3 protein-coding genes are annotated in these 22753 nt (G+C 63.5%); all 3 read right to left on the bottom strand.

Features of this window, described 5'->3' with window-relative positions:
• Positions 1–8 precede the first annotated feature (8 nt).
• The 3 genes from AC1RMX_RS27770 to AC1RMX_RS27760 are packed head-to-tail and all read right to left on the bottom strand — an operon-like array spanning position 9 to position 22218.
• Entirely contained in the window at positions 9–9104 is a 9096-nt protein-coding gene (locus AC1RMX_RS27770; RefSeq protein ID WP_493073680.1) for a hybrid non-ribosomal peptide synthetase/type I polyketide synthase, read from the bottom strand.
• A complete protein-coding gene (locus AC1RMX_RS27765; RefSeq protein ID WP_493073678.1) occupies positions 9101–13213 on the bottom strand; it encodes a non-ribosomal peptide synthetase in 4113 nt (1370 codons plus the stop codon). The genes AC1RMX_RS27770 and AC1RMX_RS27765 overlap by 4 nt, the downstream gene beginning before the upstream one ends.
• A complete protein-coding gene (locus AC1RMX_RS27760) occupies positions 13210–22218 on the bottom strand; it encodes an amino acid adenylation domain-containing protein (protein ID WP_493073677.1) in 9009 nt (3002 codons plus the stop codon). The genes AC1RMX_RS27765 and AC1RMX_RS27760 overlap by 4 nt, the downstream gene beginning before the upstream one ends.
• Between the last annotated feature and the right edge of the window lie 535 nt (positions 22219–22753).

Here is a 22753-nt window from a genome sequence, read left to right as displayed (position 1 = left end):
CGGCTCATTCATATCGACGGCCCCTCCGTGCCAATGACCTCGGCCAGCATCCGCGCCCAACGTCCCGCCACGATGCCGTAGTGATCAGTGTCCAGCCGTTGCCAACTGCGCAGTTGCGGCAGCAATGCCTGCCAGTTGCGTTGCAGGTCATTCATGTTCCAGTTGTTGCCCAGCCCATAAGGGTTGGCATGCCCGGCGATGAACATCCGCACCGCTGTGGCGGCCAACGCGGGTGGCTGGAAGTCGACCATGCTGGTCATGTTGTTGCGACAGCACACTGTCAGCCGTTGCAGATAAGCCTGACGCTCCTCGGACATCGCCTGCCCTTCAACGTCAGGCCAGCGCTGGGCGAACTCACGCTGGAACACCTGTTCGATGGTCCGCTCGTCGATGCCGGCCAGCTCCGCACCGGCATCCGGCGCGGGTGGATCGATCAGGTACAGCAGCGGTTGCCTGAAACCGTCAGCCTGGGCTTGCTGACACAGCGCCTGCGCCACCCAGGCACCGAACGACCATCCCGCCAGGCGCCAGGCACAGCCGGCCGGGAGGTGGGCCTTGATTACCTCCAGATACAACCGGGCGCGCTCGACGATACTGATGTTCGGTAGCGCCGGCAGACGCAACGCAGGGTCCGCAATCACGCACACCCCAAGATCCGCAGGCAACGCCGAAACCAGTTCCCGGTAGGCCTGAACATCACCGCCCACCGGGTGAATCAGATACAGCCACTCGCGACCGGCGCCGACATGCCACTGATCGATCCGCACCGCGCCGCTCCAACTGCTCTGCGTGGCAGTTGGCGCCTCGACCGAGCAGCCTTTCACCAACCCCAACACCTCGCTCAGGCTGACCTTGTGACTGAACTGCGACAGCTGGAACACCTCACCGGTGGCCGCTTGCAACTCGTCGATCAGGTCCAGCAAGGTCAGCGAATCCGCACCCAGGTCATACAGCGAATTATCGTCCTCCAGATCCGTCACACCGAGCCATTTGCACAGGCATTCACGCAGACGCACGGAAAGATCCACGCCCTTCGGCGCTTCGACCTGCGCCCCCACGGCGCCATGGCGAACCGGATAGAAGCGCCGCGCCGTGTCAATGCCGGTGGTGGAAACCAACAATTGCGGCAACTGCGCCGCCATCGCCAGATCGAATACCCGACAACCCTCTTCGGCCGACAAGCCGACCGTCAGATGTTCCTGGTGCGCAGCGTCCCCGCCATTGCTGGTCGTGGCCATGCCGATGTCGCGCCAGATGTCCCAGTTGATCCCCAGGCGCAGGCAAGTACTGGCCGAATCCGCCCGGTAATGAGTGAAGCCGTCGAGCACACCGCTGGCCGCTGAATAGTCCAGGTGCCCCACGCCGCCGAACAATGCCGACATCGACGAGCAGTACAGGACGAAGCCCGGCGTAAGCTGTTCGATCAGGCTTTCGACCGCCAGCATGCCGCGGGTCTTGGCGGCCATCGCCTCAGCCATCTGCCGGGCATCACGGTGGCGAATCAGACTGCCCGCGCCGACACCTGCCGCATGAATCACCCCGGACAGTTGGCCGTAGCGCCGGGCCAGTTGATCGAGTACCTGCGGCCAACTCGACAGGTCAGCGATGTCCGCCTGAACGCAGTCGATTCTCGGCGCATAAGTCGCGAGATTTGCAGGCAATTGCCCCTGACGCGAGAGCAACACTACACGTCGTGCGGGTGCCTGCAGCAGGTGTTCGCACAAGGTCCGACCGATCCCGCCCGTGCCGCCCAGCACCAGAAACGTGCCGTCGTCCGGCAACAGGCTGGAGGTGGTCGCCAGGCTCGGCAATGGCTGGGATATCAGTCGTGGCTGCCACAGGTAACCGTCACGCACCGCCATTCGCCGAGGCAACGCGGCCGGATCGACAAGCAACGCCGCCAATTCCCCGGCCTGCGTATCAAGGTGCGGCGACGGCCAGTCCAGCCAGTGGCAACGCACCGGGTATTCCTGCGGCACCACTTCGGTGATCCCGGCCAGTGCCGCCAGTTCGGGACGCCGAACCTCGCCGTCCACCGGGCACGCCTGCCACGACATCAACCACAACCGCAGACGTGTCGTCCGTGCAGTTTGCCCCCAGGCCTGCATCAGCGCGCTGACCGTGTCCAGACAGGCCCACTGCGCCAGATCCAGAGATTGCTCGTTGACTGCGCCTGACACCGCCAGCGGCAAGGTGTGCAGCCAGTCGAGTTCGCCGGGTTCAGGTTCTGTGACCTCGGTGAGCAGACGATTCAGGGCTTCGTTGTCCAGAGGATCCAGTTCGAAACGATCTGCGCCGAGATGCTTGAAGCCGTTGCCGGTGCGGACTTGAATCACGCGGTGATAAACCGTTCGCAGATTTTCCAGTAATGCCGCGCCGGGTGCTTCATGGCAGCAAAGGATCAGCGTTTCTCGTTTGGCATCAGATGCCTTCACACTCAGGCGCTGGACACGCACCCACTGCCGCTGATGGAACCACTGCGCCAGCGGTTGCCGCTCGATACCTGCCGAAACGGGGGCAACGATTTCGGCAGCGGGTTGAAACCGATAAGTCTGAAGATCGAACGACGATGGCGGCAAATCCCACGGCGGTGGCGCCGAGCGCTGCGGCCACTGGATAGTTGCGCCTTCGTACCACGCCTCCAGCAATGCCTGCGCTGAATGATCACGGGCGATCATCTGTACACCCGACGCGGTGATTTCCTTGATCGTTGTCGGCAGCAAAGGAATTTCGTCACCCGGCCGGCAGACCATCGCAAAGCGCCAGCGCAGTTGCCGGCGACCTGACTGCAAGTGGCGCAGCAACGCGGTCTGCTGCTCTGGATGCGCTTGCATGTGCTCGCGGATCGCCGCGATATCGCGCAGCAATTCCGCTCGACTGTGGGCCGAAACCATCAGCAGTGGCAGCGTTTCCTCGGTCAAGTCCTGCGCCTTGGGTGCGGCGCCGACAATCACATGGGCGTTGGTGCCACCGATCCCGAAACTGCTGACACCGGCCAGACGCCGCCGCCCTTCCGGCCATGGCCGGGACGTGGTGGGTACGTAGAACGGCGAATGCTCCAGATCGATCTGCGGATTGATCCGGCCGAACCCGAGGTTCGGCGGCAGCACGCCATGGAACACCGCGAGGCTTGCGCGAATCAGCCCGACCACCCCGGCCGCCGCCCCAAGATGTCCGATCTGGCTCTTCACCGAGGCCAACGCGCATTGACCGGCCGGCGCATCGCCGAAGGCCTTGGTCAACGCCGCGACTTCAATCGGATCGCCCAGCAAGGTGCCGGTACCGTGGGCTTCGATGTAGCCGATGTCGGCACCGGTCAATCCGGCGCGACTCAAGGCGTCGCTGATGACCGCACTCTGCCCGGCCACCGACGGCGCGGTGTAACTCATCTTGGCCCGGCCATCGTTGTTCAGTGCAGAGCCTTCGAGCAACGCGTAGATCCGGTCGCCATCCGCCCGCGCCCTGGCCAATGGCTTGAGCACCACCACGCCATAACCACTGGCGCCGATGGTCCCGCTGGCGTCGTCGCTGAATGGACGGCACAGGCCATCGGCGGAAAAGATGTGCTGCGAGCGATGACGATAGCCATCGCTCAGGGTCGGGTCGATCAACACCCCGGCCGCCAGCATCACATCACTGTCGCCCTGGCGCAGCATCGAACTGGCCAGGTGCACGGCGATCAGCGAGCTGCCGCACGCCGCCTGCACGCTCAGGGCCGGGCCGTTGAGGTCCAGGTGATACGCGGCTTTGGTCGCCAGAAAGTCCTTGTCGTGATGCAGCGCCATCTGGAAACCGTCCGGCAGATCGCCTTCCGCGGTGTCGCGCAGCATCTGCTGGAAGTACGTGGTTTCGCCGCAACTGGCGATCAGGCCGATGCGCGGGCCATCCGCCGACGGAACGATGGCCGCGTGTTGCAGAGCCTGCACACAGCCCATCAGCAGATGCCGCTGTTGCGGGTCCATCAGCCGTGCTTCCTGGCGGCTGATGCTGAAATATTCGGGATCGAAATCGAGCATGCCGGCCAGTTGGCTGCGGGCGCCGATCAGGCCTTCTTCCGCGGCAAAGTGCTCGATGCCCAGCTCGTTACCCTGCACCATCGCCCAGAACTCGGACAGGTTCTGCGCCCCGGCCACATTGACCGACATGCCGATGATCGCCATCGGTTGATGGCCTGCATCGGCTTGTCGTACGCGTACCGCCGCCACTGGCGCGGTCGACAGATGCGCCGCAAGACGCCGTACCGTGACGTGTTCGAACAGATCGGCCATCGTCACCTTGTGCGGCAGTTCCTGGGTGTAACGCGCATGCAGACGCATCAGGCCGAGGCTGGTGGCGCCGGCCTCGAAGAAGGTTTGCTCCGGCTCAATGTCCCGCCCGATGACTGTCTGGAACAGCTCGCTCAGTTGCCGTTCCAGCGAGGTCAATTGAACAACCGGTTGTGGTGTGCTGCGCCGCTCCAAAGCCGCACCTAAATTCGGCAAAGCCTTGCGGTCGATCTTGCCGCTGGGGGTGCGTGGCCAGACGTCGATCCGCCGATATTCATCGATTCGTACATGGGATGGCAGTCGGTGCGCCACCTGACGATCCAGTTGTTGAGACGTCGCGGGCTCGCCATCGAGTTGCAGCCACGCGGTCAGGCGTGGCGGATCGACCTGAACCGCCACCACCGCGTTGACCACTTCCGGCACCTGCATCAGCGCCGCCTCGATCTGCCCCAGTTCCAGACGATGGCCGCTGAGTTTGATCTGCTGATCGTCGCGCCCCAGATAGTGCAGGCAACCCTGGGCGTCGGCCCGCGCCAGATCGCCGGTGCGATAGAACAAGCGGCCCTCTGCCAACTCGACGAATCGCGCGGCGTTCAGCGCAGGATCGGCCAGATAACAACGCTCAACCATCGGCCCCGCCACCAGCAGGTAACCACGGCAGCCGTTCGGCACCGGGCGGTCGTGTTCATCGACCAACAGCAACCGGGCATTCCCAACGGCATGGCCAATCGGCGCCCGCAACGGCCAGTCCCGCGCCACGGCTGGCAAGCGCAAGGCGCTGACCACATGGGTTTCGGTCGGGCCATAGTGATTGAACAACGAAGCTTGCGGCATGCCGCCGAACCAGTTGCGCAGCGCGTCCGTGCAGAGCAGTTGCTCGCCAGCCGTGATCACCTCACGCAACGCCGACGGATAGATGCCCCGGGCCACGGCGGTTTGCGCCAGATGCTGCAAGGCCACGTAAGGCAGGAACAACCGTTCGATCCGCGCCTCGACCATGTAACCCAGCAACGCCTCGGCATCCTGACGCCAGCGCGGCGTGATCAGGTGATAGCAGCCGCCCCCGCAGAGGGTGCTGAAAATCTCCTGAAACGACACATCGAACGACAGCATGGAGAACTGCAAGGTCACCGCTTTCGCCGGCAACTGCCCTTCCGTGCGCTGCCATTGCAGCAGGTTGCACAGGGTGCTTTCCGACACTTGCACACCTTTCGGCGTACCGGTCGAGCCGGAGGTGAACAGCGTGTAAAGCGGTCGTTCACCGGCATGACGTGGGCGTTCGAATGGCCCTGTCTCCGTTCGCAGGTCAACCCGGTGCACGGCGAACCGCCCCGCGTTCAGCTCATCCAGCGCCGCTTCGGTCGCGTCGCTGAACAACAGGCAATGCGGCTGCGCCTGCTCCAGCACCTGACGCTGGATCGCCACCGGGTAAGCTGGATCAAGCGGCACGGCGGTCAGGTTGAGTTTGGCCAGAGCCAGCAAGGCGACGATGTGCTCCACCGACGCGTCGAGAAACAGCACGACATGCAACGGAGCATTCCCGGTCGGCAACGGATGACGCTCGACCAAGTCAGCAGCCAGAACGTCGGCCAGTCCATTCAGCTCGCCATAGGTGAGGCGGCGCTGACCTTTAACCAATGCAACCGCATCCGGCGTGCAATGGACCTGATGCTCGAACCAGTCCGCAAGGGTGTTGAATGGCAGCTCGCCCTTCGGCCCTTCACTGGCCGGAGCCAAACCGTGTCGATAAGGACCGAGCAGACTGTCGAGCGTGGCCGCCGGGCTTTCCAGCAACAGGTCCAGACCACGGCGGAACAATGCGTTCAGCGTGCTCACCTGTTCTGCATCGAAATAGCTGCACTGATATTCCCACCAGCACTCCAGCTGCGAGCCGCTGCCCACCATCAACAAGGTCAGTGGGCACTTGGCGTGCAGGTGTTCGTTGAACTCAAGGGTGGCGCGCAGGTTTGAGTCGGCCAGTGCGGCGTAATCAGTGTTTTCCAGCACGAACATGAAATCGAACAGTGCGGTATTCGATGAAAGCCGCAGGTCTTCCACCAGATCCGCCAGCGCCACGTCCTGCAATGCCAGCACCTCACGCACGCTAGCGGTCTGCTGGCGCAACTGCTCGCCGAGGGTCAGTGCGTGGTTTACGGTGGTGGGGATCAGCACGGTGTTGGCGAACATGCCGACGCTGTCCTCGAACTCTGCCAGTGGCCGATTGGACACCGGGCTGGCGATCCGTGGCCGCTCGCATCCGGTCAAGGCGTACAGGCTCCAGGCGAAGACACTGAACAGCACTTCGAAACGGGTCAGTCGCTGTTGCGTGCAAAAGCGCTCGAGGGCGGCGCTGCGTACGGCACCCAAGGGTTCTCGATGCAACCGGGCATCCGGGCTGATTTCGCGCATTGGCATCAGTGCGGGCGACGGTTCTTCCTGCCGACGATGCAACTCGGCCAATGCGCGACGCTGGTCGCGATAATGCGGATCGACGCCCCACTGGCCCTGCCACTGGCCAAATTCCAGCGTCGTCAGACGTGCTGACGGCTCAGGGCTTTCGCAACCCTGCACAGCATCGTTGTAGAGCTGCGTCAGGTCGTCGAACAACAGGTTCACCGACCAACCATCGACGATGATGTGATGCAGGTTCAGCAACAGCCGGCAGCGGCCATCGGCAAACGGCAACAGCCACGCCTGAAACAGGTTCGGCGTGGTCAGGTCGAACGGTGTGCTGAACACCAGTTCCGCGAACGCCTGCCAGTTGTCTTCGGTGAAATGCCCGACTGCGAAGGTTCGGCAGGCCGGGCCTTGCTCGGCGATCACCTGATCCAGGCCATCGGCACCGGGCACGAACGCCGTGCGCAATCCGGGATGGCGCAGCACCAGACGTCCCACAGCCTCGGCCAGCGCTGGTAGATCGACACCTGTCGCGAGATGCAGAATCAACGGCACGCTGTAAGCGGTCGAGTTCGGCGTACGTTGCTGCAACAGCCACAAGCGGCGCTGTTCGGCAGTGGCTGGCAAGCGTCGGGCCGTGCTGATCGGTGGCGCGGACGGATAGATCGAAGGCCACGTCAGCTCAGCGGTCAGTTGTTCGGCCAGTGCCGAGAACGGTTCATTGAGCAACGTGTCGATGGTGAGCTCGCGCTGCCAACGGCTACGAATCGCCGAGCGCAAGCGCATGGCCTTGAGCGAATCGCCGCCACTGCCCAGCCAGTCATCCTGTGCGCTCAGGCTCGGTTGACCGAGCAGCGAACGGGCCTGACCCAGCAACCAGTCCAACGCCGGCGAAGCGTTGTCGTTGTCCATCGCCGCCAAAACTGGATGCCACGGATTCAGCGGTTGGCCCAGCAAGCCATCACGATCGATCTTGCCATTGGCCGTCAGCGGCAGGCGCTCCAGCAGGAACAACTGATGCGGCCGCATATACGGCGCCAGTTGCGCTCGCAAGTGGGTTTCGAAGGCGTGATAGTCCAGCTCCCCGCGCGGCACGATAAACGCCAGCAGCTGATGATCTTCAGCCGCCTGACGCCGGGTGCAGACATACACCTGCGCCACGCCCGGATGCTCCAGCATCCGCTGCTCCACCTCCCCCGGTTCGATCCGGAAGCCGCGAATTTTCACCTGGCGATCGACCCGTCCCAGACACTCGATCAAACCATCGGCATTGCACCGCACCAGATCGCCAGTGCGGTAATGGACGTGTGCACCACCGTCGAGGTCGGGCAAACGGACGAACTGACGGGCCGTTTCTTCAGGGCGATTGCGGTAGCCACGGGCGACGCCGCTGCCACTCAAATACAGTTCGCCCACCTCTCCCGCCGGCACCGGCCGTTGCTGCTCATCCAGCACCTGCACGCCGGTGTCCGGCAGCGGTCGGCCAATGGGCACCGAGTCGCCGGCAAAGTCGCGGCTGATCGGCCAGCACAGGGCAAACGTGGTGCATTCGGTGGGGCCATAGACGTTATGAATCCGGCACTGGCTCTCAGGGTTGGCCCGATACCAGGCACGGACCGCTGCGGCGCTGATCTGCTCGCCGCCAATCAGCACCTGCCGCACGCTGGAAAAACACGACGGCCACTCGGCGATCAAGGTGTTGAACAGCGACACCGTCATGAACAGGTTGTCGACCCGCGTCCGCTCCAGCACCTCGGCCAGCCGGCGCGCATCCAGCACGTCCTCGTCGGCAATCATCACGCAGCAGCCACCGTTGAGCAGCGGTGCCCACAGTTCGAAACTGCAAGCGTCGAACGCCGGGTTGGACAGACAGGCGAAGCGGTCCGTCGGACGAATTTCGATATAGCCGTCGGTGTGCGCCAGGCGCAGCAAGCCACGCTCGCCGATCTCGACCGCTTTCGGCGTGCCGGTGGTGCCCGAGGTGTAGAACAGGAACATCACCTCGGCAAAGTCTTCAGCCAGCGCTTGCGGTGGAATGTCCGGTTGATCGAGCAAGGCCTCGACGCTGGTTTGCCACAATGAAGGCGACCACAGCGATTCCTCATCCTGGGTAATCAGGCCGACACACGCTGCATCCGCCAGCATCAACTCACGGCGTTTGAGCGGACTGGCACGGTCCAGCGGCACGACCACCGCGCCAACCTTCAATGCGCCAAGGATCGCCGCCAGCCATTGCCAGCAACGCGGCATGCACAGCGCCAGCGACTGGCCGGGCTCGACGCCACGCGCCAGCAACCCTCGGGCGATGCGCTCGCTGGCGCTGGCCAGTTCGGCGTAGGTCAGGGTTACCGACCCATCGATGACGGCTGGGGCTTGCGGATGTTGCCGTACCTGTTCGTCAAAGCGTGCAAGCAACGTCAGGTCATTGGACGCGTTCATCATTTCGCCTCCTGCGCGTCGAAGCGTTGCAGCTCCCGACGGATGATCTGCGAGACCCGATGGATTTCCGCGCTTTCGAGCATGTCCCAGTGCCCGCCACTGACCAGTTTCGCCAGATAGCCGTGGCCGGCGCGGCGACGCCAGAATCCGCGCAGTTCATGCAACTGATGGCGGCTGAAATCTTCTCGGGCCTGAATCAGCACCACACGCCGGGCTTGCGGCGCACATTCATAGGCGGCCATCGCCATTCGGTTGTGGTTGTAAATGTGGAAATAGCGCTCGACTTGCGCGTCTTCGATGCCGGGGTACATGCCGTTGAAGCGCACCAGTTTGTCGCGGAACTCGGCCATGTCCACGGTGCCGATCTGCTCGCGGAAACCCGGATCGTCGCTACCCTGGGTATCGAGCAGCACCACGGTCACCTGACGATGCCCCGCCGCCGTCAACAGCCGCGCCATTTCATAGGCCACCAGACCACCGAACGACAATCCGGTGAGGATCAGCGGTTGCGCGGTCAGCGGTTCGATCAGCCGCAGATAGGCCTCGGCCATTGCTTCGACTGTCGGCTCGGTACTCTCCCCCGGATTCAGCCCCGGCGATTGCACGCCGTAAACGCCGGCCTCATCCGGCAACACCTTGGCCAGCGACAGGTAACAGAACGCCGTACCGCCCGCCGGGTGAATGCACACCACGTTGCTGTGACCCGAGCCTCGACGGAACTCGATCAGATTGCCCTGCGCAACCGCCGGGTTGGCCCCGACACGCAGCCAACCGCCCAGCGCTTCGATGGTCGGGTAGCTGAGCACCACGCGCACCGGCATTTCAACCGCGAACACCTGGCTGATTTCATGGGCCATCTTGATCGCGGCGATGGAGGTGCCGCCGACATTGAAGAAGTTGTCGCGAATGCCGATCTGCGGCACCAGCAGCAGGCGTTTCCAGATCTGGTACAGCGTCAGCTCGATGTGATCGCGCGGGCTGCTCAGGTTGACCTGACGATTGACCATTTCTTCATCCGCCAACGCCGTCAGCGCGGCACGGTCGACCTTGCCATTGGCGGTCAGTGGCAGCGCGTCCAGCCACAGATAACTGCCGGGGACGACCGCTCGGGGCAGTGTCGTCGCCAGATGGGCCTGCACCGCCGCTTCATCCATCGATTCGGCGACCACACAACAGGCCACCAGCCGCTGATCCTGCGCCGCTTCGCCGACCATCAGCACCACGGCGCTGCGAATGCCGGGAAACGCTTCGAGCCGGGCTTCGATCTCGCCCAGTTCCAGACGCACGCCGCGCAACTTGACCTGAAAATCGTTGCGCCCCAGAAACTCCAGCTGACCGTCCGGCCGATAGCGCGCCAGATCGCCGCTGCGATAGAGCCGATCGCCTGTCACAAACGGATTGTCGATAAAACGTTCGGCACTGAGCCGCACCAGCCCCAGATAACCCCGAGCGACGCCGACACCGCCAATGTGCAATTGCCCGGTGACACCCACCGGCACCGGCTCATCGCGGTCATCGAGTACATAAAAACGGTTGTTGGAAATCGGCCGTCCGATCGGCAGTTGCCGGGCCGGTACTTCGGCGCCGGGCTCCAGGGTCCAGACGCTGTTGATCACCGTGGTTTCGGTCGGGCCGTAGACGTTGTGCAACCGAGCATGGGGCAGGCGCTCCTGAAAACGCCGGGCCAGGGCTGGCGGGAGTTCACCGCCGCCGCTGAACACATCGGTCAGCGAAGCACACAGGCTGACTTCTTCGACCTCCAGAAACAGCTGCAACATCGCCGGCACGAACACCAACGCCGTGACCCGCTGCTCGCAAACTTCGCGCGCCAGATAGGCCGGTTCGTAATGTCCGCCGGGCCGTGCAATCACCAGTCGCCCACCGGTTGCCAGCGGCCAGAACGTCTCCCAGGCCGAGGCATCGAAACCGAACGGGATCTTGTGCAGCATCGCCCCCGCTTCGCCGCAGACCTGCAAACACCACAACAGCAGGTTGCTAAGGCCACGGTGGGCAACCATTGCGCCCTTGGGCAATCCGGTGGTGCCGGAGGTGTAGATCACGTAGGCGAGATGGTCAGGGGTGACGCCGACACTGCGCGGATCGAGATTGTCCGCAGGCAACGACGCCCAGCTCACAGCGTCCTCTTTGAGGTCGAGGATCGGCGCTTCCCAGGTCGAACCTTGCAGTGCCTGACGCAATATCCCGTGCGCCGAGCCGAGGGTCAGCAACACCGCCGGTGTGCTGTCGCCGAGCATATGACTCAAGCGCCCCAGCGGATAATCGGGGTCCAGCGGCACATAAGCACCCCCGGCCTTGAGCACCGCCAGCAACGCCACCGGCAATTCCAGCGAGCGCTCGATGCACACCGCCACGCGCACATCCGGGCCGACACCCAACGTGCGCAAGTGCCGCGCCAGTCGGTTGGCCCGGGCATTGAGTTCGGCGTAGCTCAGCGACTCACCTTCAAAGACCACCGCGCAGGCCTGAGGGTTGCTCGCGGCCTGCGCTTCGACCAGTTGGTGCACGCAGGGCGCCGCTTGCGTCAGTGGCGCGGTGCGATTGAAGTCGACCAGCACCTGCTGACGCTCAGCCTCGTTCATCAACGGCAATGCATTGATCGGTTGCTTGGGATCAGCGGCGATCTGTTCGAGCAGATGACGGTAGTGCCCGCTCAGGCGTTCGATGGTCGCGACGTCGTAGAGGTCGGTGTTGTATTCCACCAGCAAGTCCAGCCGCCCTTCCCGCTCGACCCACTCGAACGCCAGGTCAAACTTGGCCGTGGCGCTGCTGGTGCTGTACGGCGCCAGTTGCAGGCCGGACATCTGCACGCCGCTGCCGGGGGTGTTCTGCAGTACCAGCATCACCTGGAACAACGGCGAATGACCGGGATCCCGCGGCGGGTTGACGGCTTCGACCACACGGTCGAACGGCACGTCCTGATGGGCGTGAACATCGAGCATCTGGCCACGCACGTCGCGCAGCAATTCGGCGAAGGTCTGCTGCGGATTGAGGCGCTGACGCAGCACCAGCGTGTTGACGAAGTGACCGATCAGCGGCTCGATTTCCGGACGATTGCGGTTGGCGAACGGTGTGCCGATACACAAGTCCTGCTGACCGCTGTGGCGCCACAGCAACACCGCCAACGCGCCCAGCAGCACGTTGAACAGCGTGCCCTGGGTCTGGCGGGCCAGCGCCGTGAGTTCGCGCAAGGTGCCGCCATCGACGGAGGAACGGAAAGTGGCACCGACATAACGCTGCACCAATGGTCGCGGCCGGTCGGCAGGCAGGGTCGACAACAGCGGCGCGTCGTCCAAGGCACGACGCCAGTAATCAAGTTGAGCGTCCAGCACCGCACCGCCCACGCGCTGTTGCTGCCAGCAGGCGTAATCGGCGTATTGCACCGGCAGCGGCGCAAGAGTCGGTGTATCGCCACGCAGATAATCACCGTACAGCGTGGCGACCTCATGCAGGATCACGCCCATCGACCAACCGTCAGCGATGATGTGATGCACGCTGTACAGCCACAGGTATTCATCGTCCGCCACACGTAACAAAGACGCGCGCAACAACGGCCCGGTGGCCAGATCGAACGGCGCCCGGGCGTCCTGTTCGACGGCGAATCGCACTTTTTGCTCGCGCTCATCGGCAGACAGCTGGCGCAGATCCGTCACCGACAACAACAGCGGCATCGACGGATGCACCACCTGACGTGGTTCGCCCTCCACACTGCAAAACGTCGTGCGCAGGACTTCGTGGCGGGCAATCAGTTCGTTCAGCGCCCGCTCCAGCAGCGCGACGTTCAGTTGCCCTTTTAGCGTCACCGCCGTCGGCACGTTGTAGAACGGATTGCCGGGCTCCAACTGATCGAGAAACCACAGTTGCCGCTGCGAGAACGACAGCGGCCATGCCGTTTCTTCGCCAACACGGCGGGGAATCACGGCGTCATCCCGGCCACCGAGCAAGACAATCAGTTCCTGTTTGTGACGCTTGAGCGCCTGGGTCAGTTCTTCGGTGAGAAACCCGCGAGGCGCCTTGCAGCGCAGCCTGTCACCGTCCACCTCGAGTACCACGCCATGGCGAGCGAACAGCGCCAGCAATTGATCGGCATTCATACTTCGAACTCCTCCATGTCTTCGTCGTCCAGGCTTTCGGTCACAGGTTCGATGGCAAATGCCTCGACCGGCGCGCGGTGCTGCTCATCGGCCGTGCGCAGCCCGCCGATCATCGAGTAGATCAATTCATGGCTTGGCCCGAGGTCGAACAGCGCCGTCAGTTGCTGCTCCTCGACCGAACCGATTCCGCACAGGCCAAGGCCCTGCTCGACGGCGGTCATGCTCAGCAGTTGCGCCATCGCACCGCTTTCGATGTGGCAGAAGTCGCGGCTGCGCTCGCCATACAGCGGACGAATCGCCGCCATGTCGGCGATGAAAAACAGCGAGAACGCGGCGTTCTCGTACACCGGACGATTGACGAAATAGTCGTAGGTGTCCGGGTCGAGCAGTCCGCTCTGGAGCGCCAGCAAGCGATGCTGGCGAGGATCGTAGTAATACGCGCCACCGGGCACGCCGAGCACGCGATCCGGTTTGATGTAGAGGTACGCCTGAATCGGGTACAGCCCGCCCGCCGACGGGAACTGGTATTTCACCTCACCGTCGAGCTGCCCCTGGGCCAGTGCCGCCAACAAATGCGCGAACGCTTGAGTCGCAATCGGCTGCGCGCCGAACTGGCGCACCGAGCGGTAATCGCTCAAACGCCGGGCGAACGCTGGGTCTTGCGGCAAGTCCAATGCCACCTCCGGCAAGGTTTGAGCGAAGTCACGGCGACCGCGTTGCTCAGCCTTGAACTGCGCCCGCTGCTGCGGATCTTCGATGATGTCCTGCGATGTTTCCGGTGCCTGCTGCACGTTGCCGAGCAATTCCTGCCGCGCCCGGTTCTGGCGGTACATGCCCAGCAGATGCAGCAACGTCGGCTGGGCCAGCAGTTGCGCCACGTGCGGGCGGAACTGCAAGGCGCCGGACAAGGCGTTGCTGATCCTGACGATATCGATCGAGGTCGCGCCGAGGTTCAGCAGGTTGGCATTGGCGGCAATGGATTCGCGCTTGAGCACGCCCTGCACGATTTCCACCAGCCGCTGTTCCTGCGGGCCCTCGACTTCCAGCGCCGGCCCTTGTTCCTCGACTTGCTCAGGTTCCGGCAGACGCTTCTTGTCGACCTTCCCGTTTGAGGACAACGGCCAGGCTTCGACGAAGGTGAACGACGTCGGAATCATGTACGCCGGCAGCTTGTCCGTCAGGTAGTCGGTGAAGTCACTGGCCTGCAACGCCGGATCGGCCTTGAGCACATAACCCGCCAGACGTTTCTCGCCCAGCGTGCTGCCAAGAATCCGCACCACCGCGCTCTGCACGCCGGGATGGCGATTGAGCGCGGCTTCGATCTCGCCCAGCTCGATGCGATAGCCCTGCACCTTGACCTGATTGTCTTCGCGACCGAGGAATTCAATGTTGCCGTCCAGTAGCAAGCGCCCCAGGTCGCCGGTGCGATACAGCCGTTCGCCGGTCAGTGGATGGTTGAAGAAACTGCCCGCGCTGAGCTTTTCATCGCGCCAGTACCCCTTGGCCAGACCGATACCGCCGATGTACAGCTGCCCCGCGACCCAGGTCGGTCGCACTTGCAGCGCTTCATCCAGCACGTAGAAGCGCTGATGATCGAGGGCCTTGCCGTAGGGAATGCTGCGCCACGCCGGGTCGACGTGTTGCACCGGATAGCAGATCGACCAGATCGACGCTTCGGTGGCGCCGCCCAGGCTGATCAGTTGCAAATCCGGCTGCAAGGTCCAGGCCCGCTCGGGCAAGGTGAGGGGAATCCAGTCACCGGACAGCATCGCCACCCGCAAGCTGGCAGGCAACGCGCCGCTCTCGCCCTCCACGTACTCGACCAGCATGCCGAGCAGTGCCGGCACCGAGTTCCACAGGCTGACCTGATGACGCTTGATCAATTCGAGCCAGTGCGCCGGATCGAGGGTCAGTTGCGGGTCGAGGATGACCACTGCCGCGCCCACGGCCAGCGTGCCGAAGAAGTCATAGACCGACAGGTCGAAACTCAGCGACGAGATCGCCAAGACACGGTCGGTCGGGCCGACGGCAAAACGGCGGTTGATGTCGAGCAAGGTGTTGACCGCACCGCGATGGTCGATCACCACGCCTTTCGGCTGGCCGGTGGAGCCGGAGGTGTAGATCACGTAAGCGAGGTCGCTTTCGTTCACCTGCACCGGTTGCAGTGGCAATGCATCGGTTGAGACTTCTTCGGTCACGGCAATGGTCGTGACCTGCGCCGGCCATTCGATCTTGTCGAGCAGCGCCGGTTGGGTCAGGGCCAGACTCGCCTCGGCCCGGTCAAGAATATGTCGCAGCCGCTCTGCTGGCTGACTCGGTTCGATGGGCAGGTAAGCGCCACCGGCATACAGAATCGCAAGGGTCGCGACCACTTGCTCCCAGCCGCGCTCCATCACCACCGCGACCAACCGGTTCGGCAGCACGCCGTGCGCTTGCAGGCGGGCGCCGAGTTGCCGGGCCTCATTGCGTAGCTGGGCGTAAGTCAGTTGTCGCGCGCCGATTACCGCCAGTGCATTCGGCGTGACAAGGGCCTGATGCTCGAACAGTTCGTGCATCAGGGGCAGCGTTTTCTGAGTGTCGACCGGCGCTGGCAACCGTGCCTGCGGCAACAGTTGTGGCGTGTTCGCCGCCCATGCTTGCGGCTCGCACAGGCGATCCAGCAGCGTGTTATAGGCGACGAACATCTGCTCGATCATCCCTTCCGGGAACAGTTCGTCGATGCTGTCCCAGTTGAACAACAGGCGTCCTTCCAGCTCCAGCAACGTGTGGTCGAGCCACACCTGCGGGGTCTGGGTGATGCTGTGCATGTGTTTGGCATTCAACGCGTCGGCCAGGTTGAATTCGGCCAGTTCCGGCGCCGCCTCGGACAACGTGCTGTTGAACACGATCGGCATCGCCGTCTGCTGCACGCCCCGAGCCTGGGATAATTCGCGCAGCACCCGCACACCGCTGACCACCGAATGGTCGATGTCGCGCCACAGTTGCGCCTGCACGGCGCGAGCCTTGTCGGTGAAGCTCAGCGCCCCGTCGATGCCGACTTCCAGCAGCACCAGCGAGGTGAAGTCGCCGATGATTTCGTCGACATCCGGGTGCAGCGGCATACGGTTGAACAGCGGCAGGCTCAGGGTGAAACGCGGCGTGCGACTCCACAGCGCCAGTACTTCGCTGAAGGCGGTCAGCAGCATCACTGACGGCGTCACCGCAAACTGCTTGGCGACGGCCTTGAGCTGAGTCCACTGCGCGGCCGACATGTCGCGGTCGCGGCGGGTGAAGTGCGGGTTGGCGATGCTTTCGGGTTGGCGCACCAGCGGCAGGTCTGGCGCCGGGGCCAGAGTGGTCACCCGCTCTCGCCAGTAGCTCAGCGCTTGTTCGTAGCGGCGGCCGTTGCGCAGTTGCTGTTCGGCCAGCACGTAGTCGCGGAAAGTCAGGCCCGGTTCCGCCAGTTCCAACGTCGGTTCGACGTAGAACGCCATCAGTTCGCGCGCCAGAATCTGCGTGCTCGCGGCATCGACAATCAACGCGTCGAGGCTGATGTGCAAATGAGTGATGCCGTCGTCGAGCAGCGACAGGCTGAACTCGAACAGCGGCCAGCGACTGGCATCCAGCACCTGATGGGACTGGCGTTCGCGGGTTGCTTCAAGGGTGCGCTGCGACACGTCAGCGGGCAGACCGCGCAGATCACTGCGGGGCATGCGATAGGTCGGCACCATCGGCAGCACCTGTTGCGTGCCGTCGCTGAGAAAGATCACGCGCAGCATGTCGTGCCGCTGGATCATGCGGTTCAGCGCTAACTCGAAACGTTCGGCGTCGAACTCGGGAATACGCAGTTCTTCGTAACCGTGGGCGCTGACGCCACCGAGGCTGACCGTGGCTTCGCGACCGAACCAGTAGGCCTGCTGGATATCGGTCAGGGGGAATGGTTCATGTCGATTATTGCGATCCGACTCGATCTGGATGAACGCCGGTTCGATTCTTTGATCATCAGTCGAGACCTGCGCCGCCAGATCCATCAACACCGGCGTCTGAAACAGGCTGCTCAGGGACATCTGCGCGCCCATGCGCTGATTGATCGCGTAGATCATCCGCGTCGCCAGCAGCGAATGGCCGCCGAGGTCGAAGAAGTTGTCGTGGATGCCGACCCGCTCGCACTTGAGCACTTCGGCCCAGATCTCGGCCATTTGCCGTTCAATGTCGTTGCGCGGCGCCTCGTAGGTCGCTCCGGCACTGCGCTCCGGTGCCGGCAGCGCCTGTCGGTCGAGCTTGCCGTTGCGGGTCAGCGGCAATTTCGAAAGCCGGACCCAGGCACTCGGGATCATGTGTTCGGGCAGCTGGCGTTGCAGTTCGGCACGCAAGAACTCACTGGTCGCGGAGCCGACCACATAGGCCACCAGACGCTTGTCCCCGGCCACGTCTTCGCGCAACAGCACGGCGGCTTCCTGCACGCCGGGTTGCTGGTGCAACAGGCTGTCGATCTCGCCGAGCTCGATGCGGAAGCCGCGCAGTTTCACCTGTTGATCGATACGACCCAGGTACTGCACGTTGCCGTCGGCCTGGAACTTCGCGAGGTCACCGCTGCGGTACATCCGCGCGCCCGGTTCGTCAGTGAACGGGTCCGGCAGGAAGCGTTCGGCGGTCAGGTCCGGGCGATTCAGATAACCCCGGGCCAGGCAGGTGCCAGCAATGTACAACTCGCCCGCCACGCCGACCGGCACCGGATTCAGATGCTCGTCCAGCACGTACAGCCGCGCGTTGGCGATGGGACGGCCAATGGACGGCGCGTCCGGCCAGGATTCAACCTCGTTGCAGTCGAGACTGAACTGGCTGACCACATGGGTTTCGGTCGGCCCGTACTGGTTGTGCAACTGCGCGCCGCCCAGTCCACGGACAAAACCGCGCAGCTCGTCATTGATTTGCAAGGCTTCACCGGCGGTGATGATTTCGCAACCACCGGCCGGCATCGGTGCATCAGCCTCGGTCAGGCCGGCAAGTTGCTGCAACACGGCGAAAGGCAGGAACGCCCGTTGCACGCCTTCGGCCACCAGGGTCGGGCGCAATGCGGCGAGGTCCTTGCGGCTGTCTTCAGTCATCAGCAACAGGCTGCCGCCCTGGCACAGGGTGCTGCAGATTTCCTGGAAAGAGACGTCGAAATTCAGCGAGGCGAATTGCAGCACGCGATGTGGTGTTGTGGCTTGATCGAGTTGCCAGGCGATCAGGTTATCCAGCGCGCGACGGTTGTGGGCGACGCCTTTCGGGCGCCCGGTGGAGCCGGAGGTGTAGAGCACGTAGCCCAGGTGCTCCGGGCTCACCGTGACCTGCGGATCATCAGTTGGGTGTTGTGCCCATTGCGATGCGTCAGTGTCCAGGCAGCAGATTTTCGTCTCGTTAGCCGGCAGTCCGGCCATCAGGCTCGATTGCGTCAGCAGCATAGTCGGCGCGGCATCGCTGAACATGAACGCCAGACGCTCACTCGGATAAGCCGGGTCGAACGGCACGTACGCCGCGCCGGCCTTGAGGATCGCCAACAGGCCGATGACCATTTGCGGCGAGCGTTCCAGGCACAAACCGACGCAATGCTCGGGGCCGACACCTTGTTCGATCAGGTAATGCGCAAGTTGGTTGGCCGCCCGATTCAACTCGCGGTAGCTCAGTTGCTCGCGCTCGGCGAGCAGCCCCACGGCTTCGGGACGTTGCCGAGCCTGGGTCTCGAATCGCGCCACGCAATCGGGCAGTGACGACGTATCGCGTGAAGTGCGGTTCCAGTCATGAACAATCTGCTGATGTTGCTCGGCGCTCAGCAGCTTGATCCCTGCCAGCGACTGCTCGCTGTCCTCGACCATCTGCGTCAGTACCCGACGCAGGTACTCGCCGAACTGCTCGACAGTGCCCCGCTCGAACAGACCCGAGGCGTATTCCAGACCGCCGACAATCTGCCCGTCCCGTTCACTGAGCGCCAGTTGCAGATCGAACTTGGCCACGTGATGACTGCTCTCGACCGGCGTGACTTCAAGCCCGGTCAGCAGCAGATCGGAATCCTGATCCTGCTCCCAGGCAAACAGCACCTGGAACAGCGGACTGTGGGCCAGACTGCGCGGCGGATTGAGCAACTCCACCACTTGCTCGAACGGCAAATCCTGATGCTCCTGAGCGCCCAGCGCGACCCGCCGCGCCTGTTGCAGCCATTGCGCCACCGATGGTGTGCCAGACCGGGTCATGCGCAGGGCCAGGGTGTTGACGAAGAAGCCGATCAACCCCTCCAGCTCCTGTTGCGGACGGTTGGCCGACGGCACGCCGATCACCACATCGCTCTGCCCCGACAGGCGCGACAGCAGCAGCGAAAAACCGGCCAGCAAAGTCATGAACAGCGTGGTGCCTTGCTGCATGCCCAAGGCTTTCAGGCGCGCGGTCAAGGCTTCGTCAAAGACCAGCGGCACAAAACCGCCGAGGTAATCCTGCACGGGCGGACGCTTGTGATCGGTCGGTAACTCCAGCAACACCGGCGCGCCGGTAAGGGTTTCGCGCCAATAGCGGTTTTGCTGCTCCAGCACTTCACCGGTCAGCCATTGCTTCTGCCACACGGCGTAATCCACGTACTGCACGGGCAATGGCGGCAGCGGATCGTCGCGATCCTGCAACGCTGCTTCGTACAGTTGGCCCAGTTCCCGGGTGAGCACGCCCATCGACCAGCCATCGGAGATGATGTGGTGCTGGGTCAGCATCAGTACATGATCATCTGCCGCCAGCCGCAGCAGGCTGACCCGCATCAGCGGGCCGTGGCTCAGATCGAACGGCCGGGCACCCTCCTCGTCGATCAAGCGGGTCAGGCGCTCTTGCGCATCGTGCCCCTGCACGTCAGTCACCGTCAGCCGGATGCTGTGCGCAGGCGGCGAAACCAGTTGACGCCCTTCCCCTTCAACGGCGATGAACGTCGTGCGTAGCGCAGCATGGCGCGCCACCAGTTGATTGAAGCTGCGTTCGAGCGCCGGCACATCCAGCGAACCCCTCAAGCGCAGGTTCAGCGGCATGTGATACGCCGCGTTGCCCCCCTCCATTTGCGCCAGAAACCACAGGCGCTGCTGAGCAGACGACAACGTTTGCGCGCCCGACCGTGAAAGGGCCGCAATGGCTGGACGAGCCGCAGCCTGACTGGCTTGCAGCCGTTCGGCGAACGCTGCCAGAACGGGCGCGGCAAACAGTGTCGAAGGCGCGACTTCCAGCCCCAGCGTGTGACGAACCTGCGCCAGCACGCGCATCACCAGCAGCGAATGACCGCCGAGGGCAAAGAACTGATCCTCACGCCCCACTCGCTCGACGCCGAGCACTTCGGCCCAGATCGCGGCGAGCGCGGTTTCCAGCGAGCCTTGTGGTGCCTGGTAATCCCGTTGGTCGAATGCCTCAACGTCCGGCGCCGGCAGACCGGGCCGATCGACCTTGCCGTTGGCGGTCAGCGGCAGCGCGTCAAGACGCACGAACGCGGTCGGCACCATGTAATCCGGCAGGCTGGTTTGCAGCTGGTCACGCAGGGAACGCGGGCTCAGCGTTGTGCCCGGTTTTTCGCAGTAATAAGCGACCAGTCGAGGTTCACCGAGGCCGTCCTGTCGCAGCAGCACCACGCTTTCACGCACGCCCGCAATGTCCGCCAGCCGGGTTTCGATTTCTCCCAGCTCCAGGCGCAGGCCGCGCAACTTGGTTTGGGAGTCGTTGCGGCCGAGGAACTCCAGCTGACCGTCAGCCCGATAACGCGCAAGGTCGCCGGTTCGGTACAAGCGCTCACCCACCACGAACGGGTTGTCGATGAAGCGCTCGTCGGTGAGTTGCGGCAGGTTCAGATAACCCCGCGCCACGCCGACGCCACCGATGTACAGTTCGCCCGCGACACCCTCGGCAACCGGTGCGCCGTCAGCATCGAGCAGGTAAATCCGGGTATTGGGCAGTGCCCGACCGATGGGCAGCACAGTGTCGACCTGACTGGCGTCGGTGAACTCGAAACAGGTGCTGTCGATGCTCGCTTCGGTCACGCCATAGGCCTGGACGATCTGCACCCGCTCACCGCACAACCTGCGCAATTGCCGTGCGCTGTGGGCAGTCCAGATATCCGAGCCGCAGACCACGGTGCGCAGGAACGACAAGTCATGACCGGTCTCTTCGATCCAGGCCAACAAGGGATTGAGCAGCGCCGGGACGAAGTCGGCAAAACCGATCTGCGCTTCCCGCATCAGGCGATACAGGGCCGGCGGATCCATCAAAGTGTCCCGAGGGCACAGCACCAGTGTGCCGCCAAACCCCAGCGCACGAATCAGATCGGCACTGAACACGTCGAAGGAAAAACCGGCCATTTGCAGGTGATTGATCGGCTCATCCAGCGCATAGAGTTGCGCCCAGGCAGCGCTCACGGCGATCAGACCGCGGTGCTCGACCATCACGCCTTTCGGGGTGCCGGTCGAACCCGAGGTGTAGATCACGTAGGCCAGGTGCCGAGGTGTCAGGCCTGTCGCGTAGGGATCGGGATTGTCAGGTGACTGTGAAGCCCAATGTGTTGAATCGCCCAGGTCGAGCACCGTCGGTGCAGTGGCCGATTGTTCAAGCGCGGCCAACAAGACATGCCGCGCCTGGCTCTGGGTCAGCACCACCGGCGGCGCGCTGTCGGCCAGCATGTGCGCCAGCCGCGCCGTCGGATACGCCGGATCCAGCGGCACATAGGCGCCACCAGCCTTGAGCACCGCGAGCACGCCCACCAGCATCTCCAGCGAGCGCTCAAGACAAAGCCCGACCCGCACGTCCGGCCCGACTCCGAGGCTGCACAGGTGATGGGCCAGGCGGTTGGCGCGGGTGTTGAGATCGCGGTAACTGAGCGCCTCTTCCTGCCAGCGTACGGCAATGGCCACGGGGTTGCGCAGCACCTGCGCTTCAAACAGACCGTGCACGCACAGATCGGTGTCGAACGGAATCGAGGATGAAACGTCGGGCTGCGCGGGATTCGTCCCACGCAAGGAAGTGTTGTCGAGCATCGGAGGCTACCGTCCATGACTGCATTATTTTTGTGATCAGGCAGAGACAGCACGCGCCCTGCCAGTCAGGCCCGGCATCAGGTACCGGTTCGGTCATTCGAATTCAGGAAGATGGCGCGGCGCGCGCATGCAGACTCGCGTCACACGCAGGCACACACAGGAAACCGGGGGGAGAAAGGCTGGCGAAGAACACCGCGGCGCGGTCCGCGCAGGCAGCTGGGGAGATGACAGAATCGTTGACGACGTCCGTCGCCCTGTCCAATGCATCGTCGATTGCAAACCGCGTGATCAATTGAAACCTCGACTTCCATTTGAGGGTCAACGACGAGGAACAACCTGCGCGGTGGGTGACAGCGCCAGGGTGGTCCCGATCGGCTGCGACTGCCGGGTCTGTAGACACACGGCAATCTTCTGGCGCCGGGTTTGTGACCCGAAGCGCCGCCGGATAATAACCACGTTTTTTGCTGGAGAGGCAAACAAAATGTAGGAAACCGCGAAATAAGTATCGGAGACTTCCTACGCCACTGTGACGACA

This window comes from Pseudomonas sp. GW822-FHT03F04, assembly GCF_058801405.1.
This window is presented reverse-complemented; position numbering and strand designations above follow the sequence as displayed.

Bases quoted from the DNA above. Each gene is read 5' to 3' on its own strand.
- AC1RMX_RS27770 (WP_493073680.1), bottom strand. From the start codon at position 9,104: ATGATGAACGCGTCCAATGACCTGACGTTGCTTGCACGCTTTGACGAA.
- AC1RMX_RS27765 (WP_493073678.1), bottom strand. From the start codon at position 13,213: ATGAATGCCGATCAATTGCTGGCGCTGTTCGCTCGCCATGGCGTGGTA.
- AC1RMX_RS27760 (WP_493073677.1), bottom strand. From the start codon at position 22,218: ATGCTCGACAACACTTCCTTGCGTGGGACGAATCCCGCGCAGCCCGAC.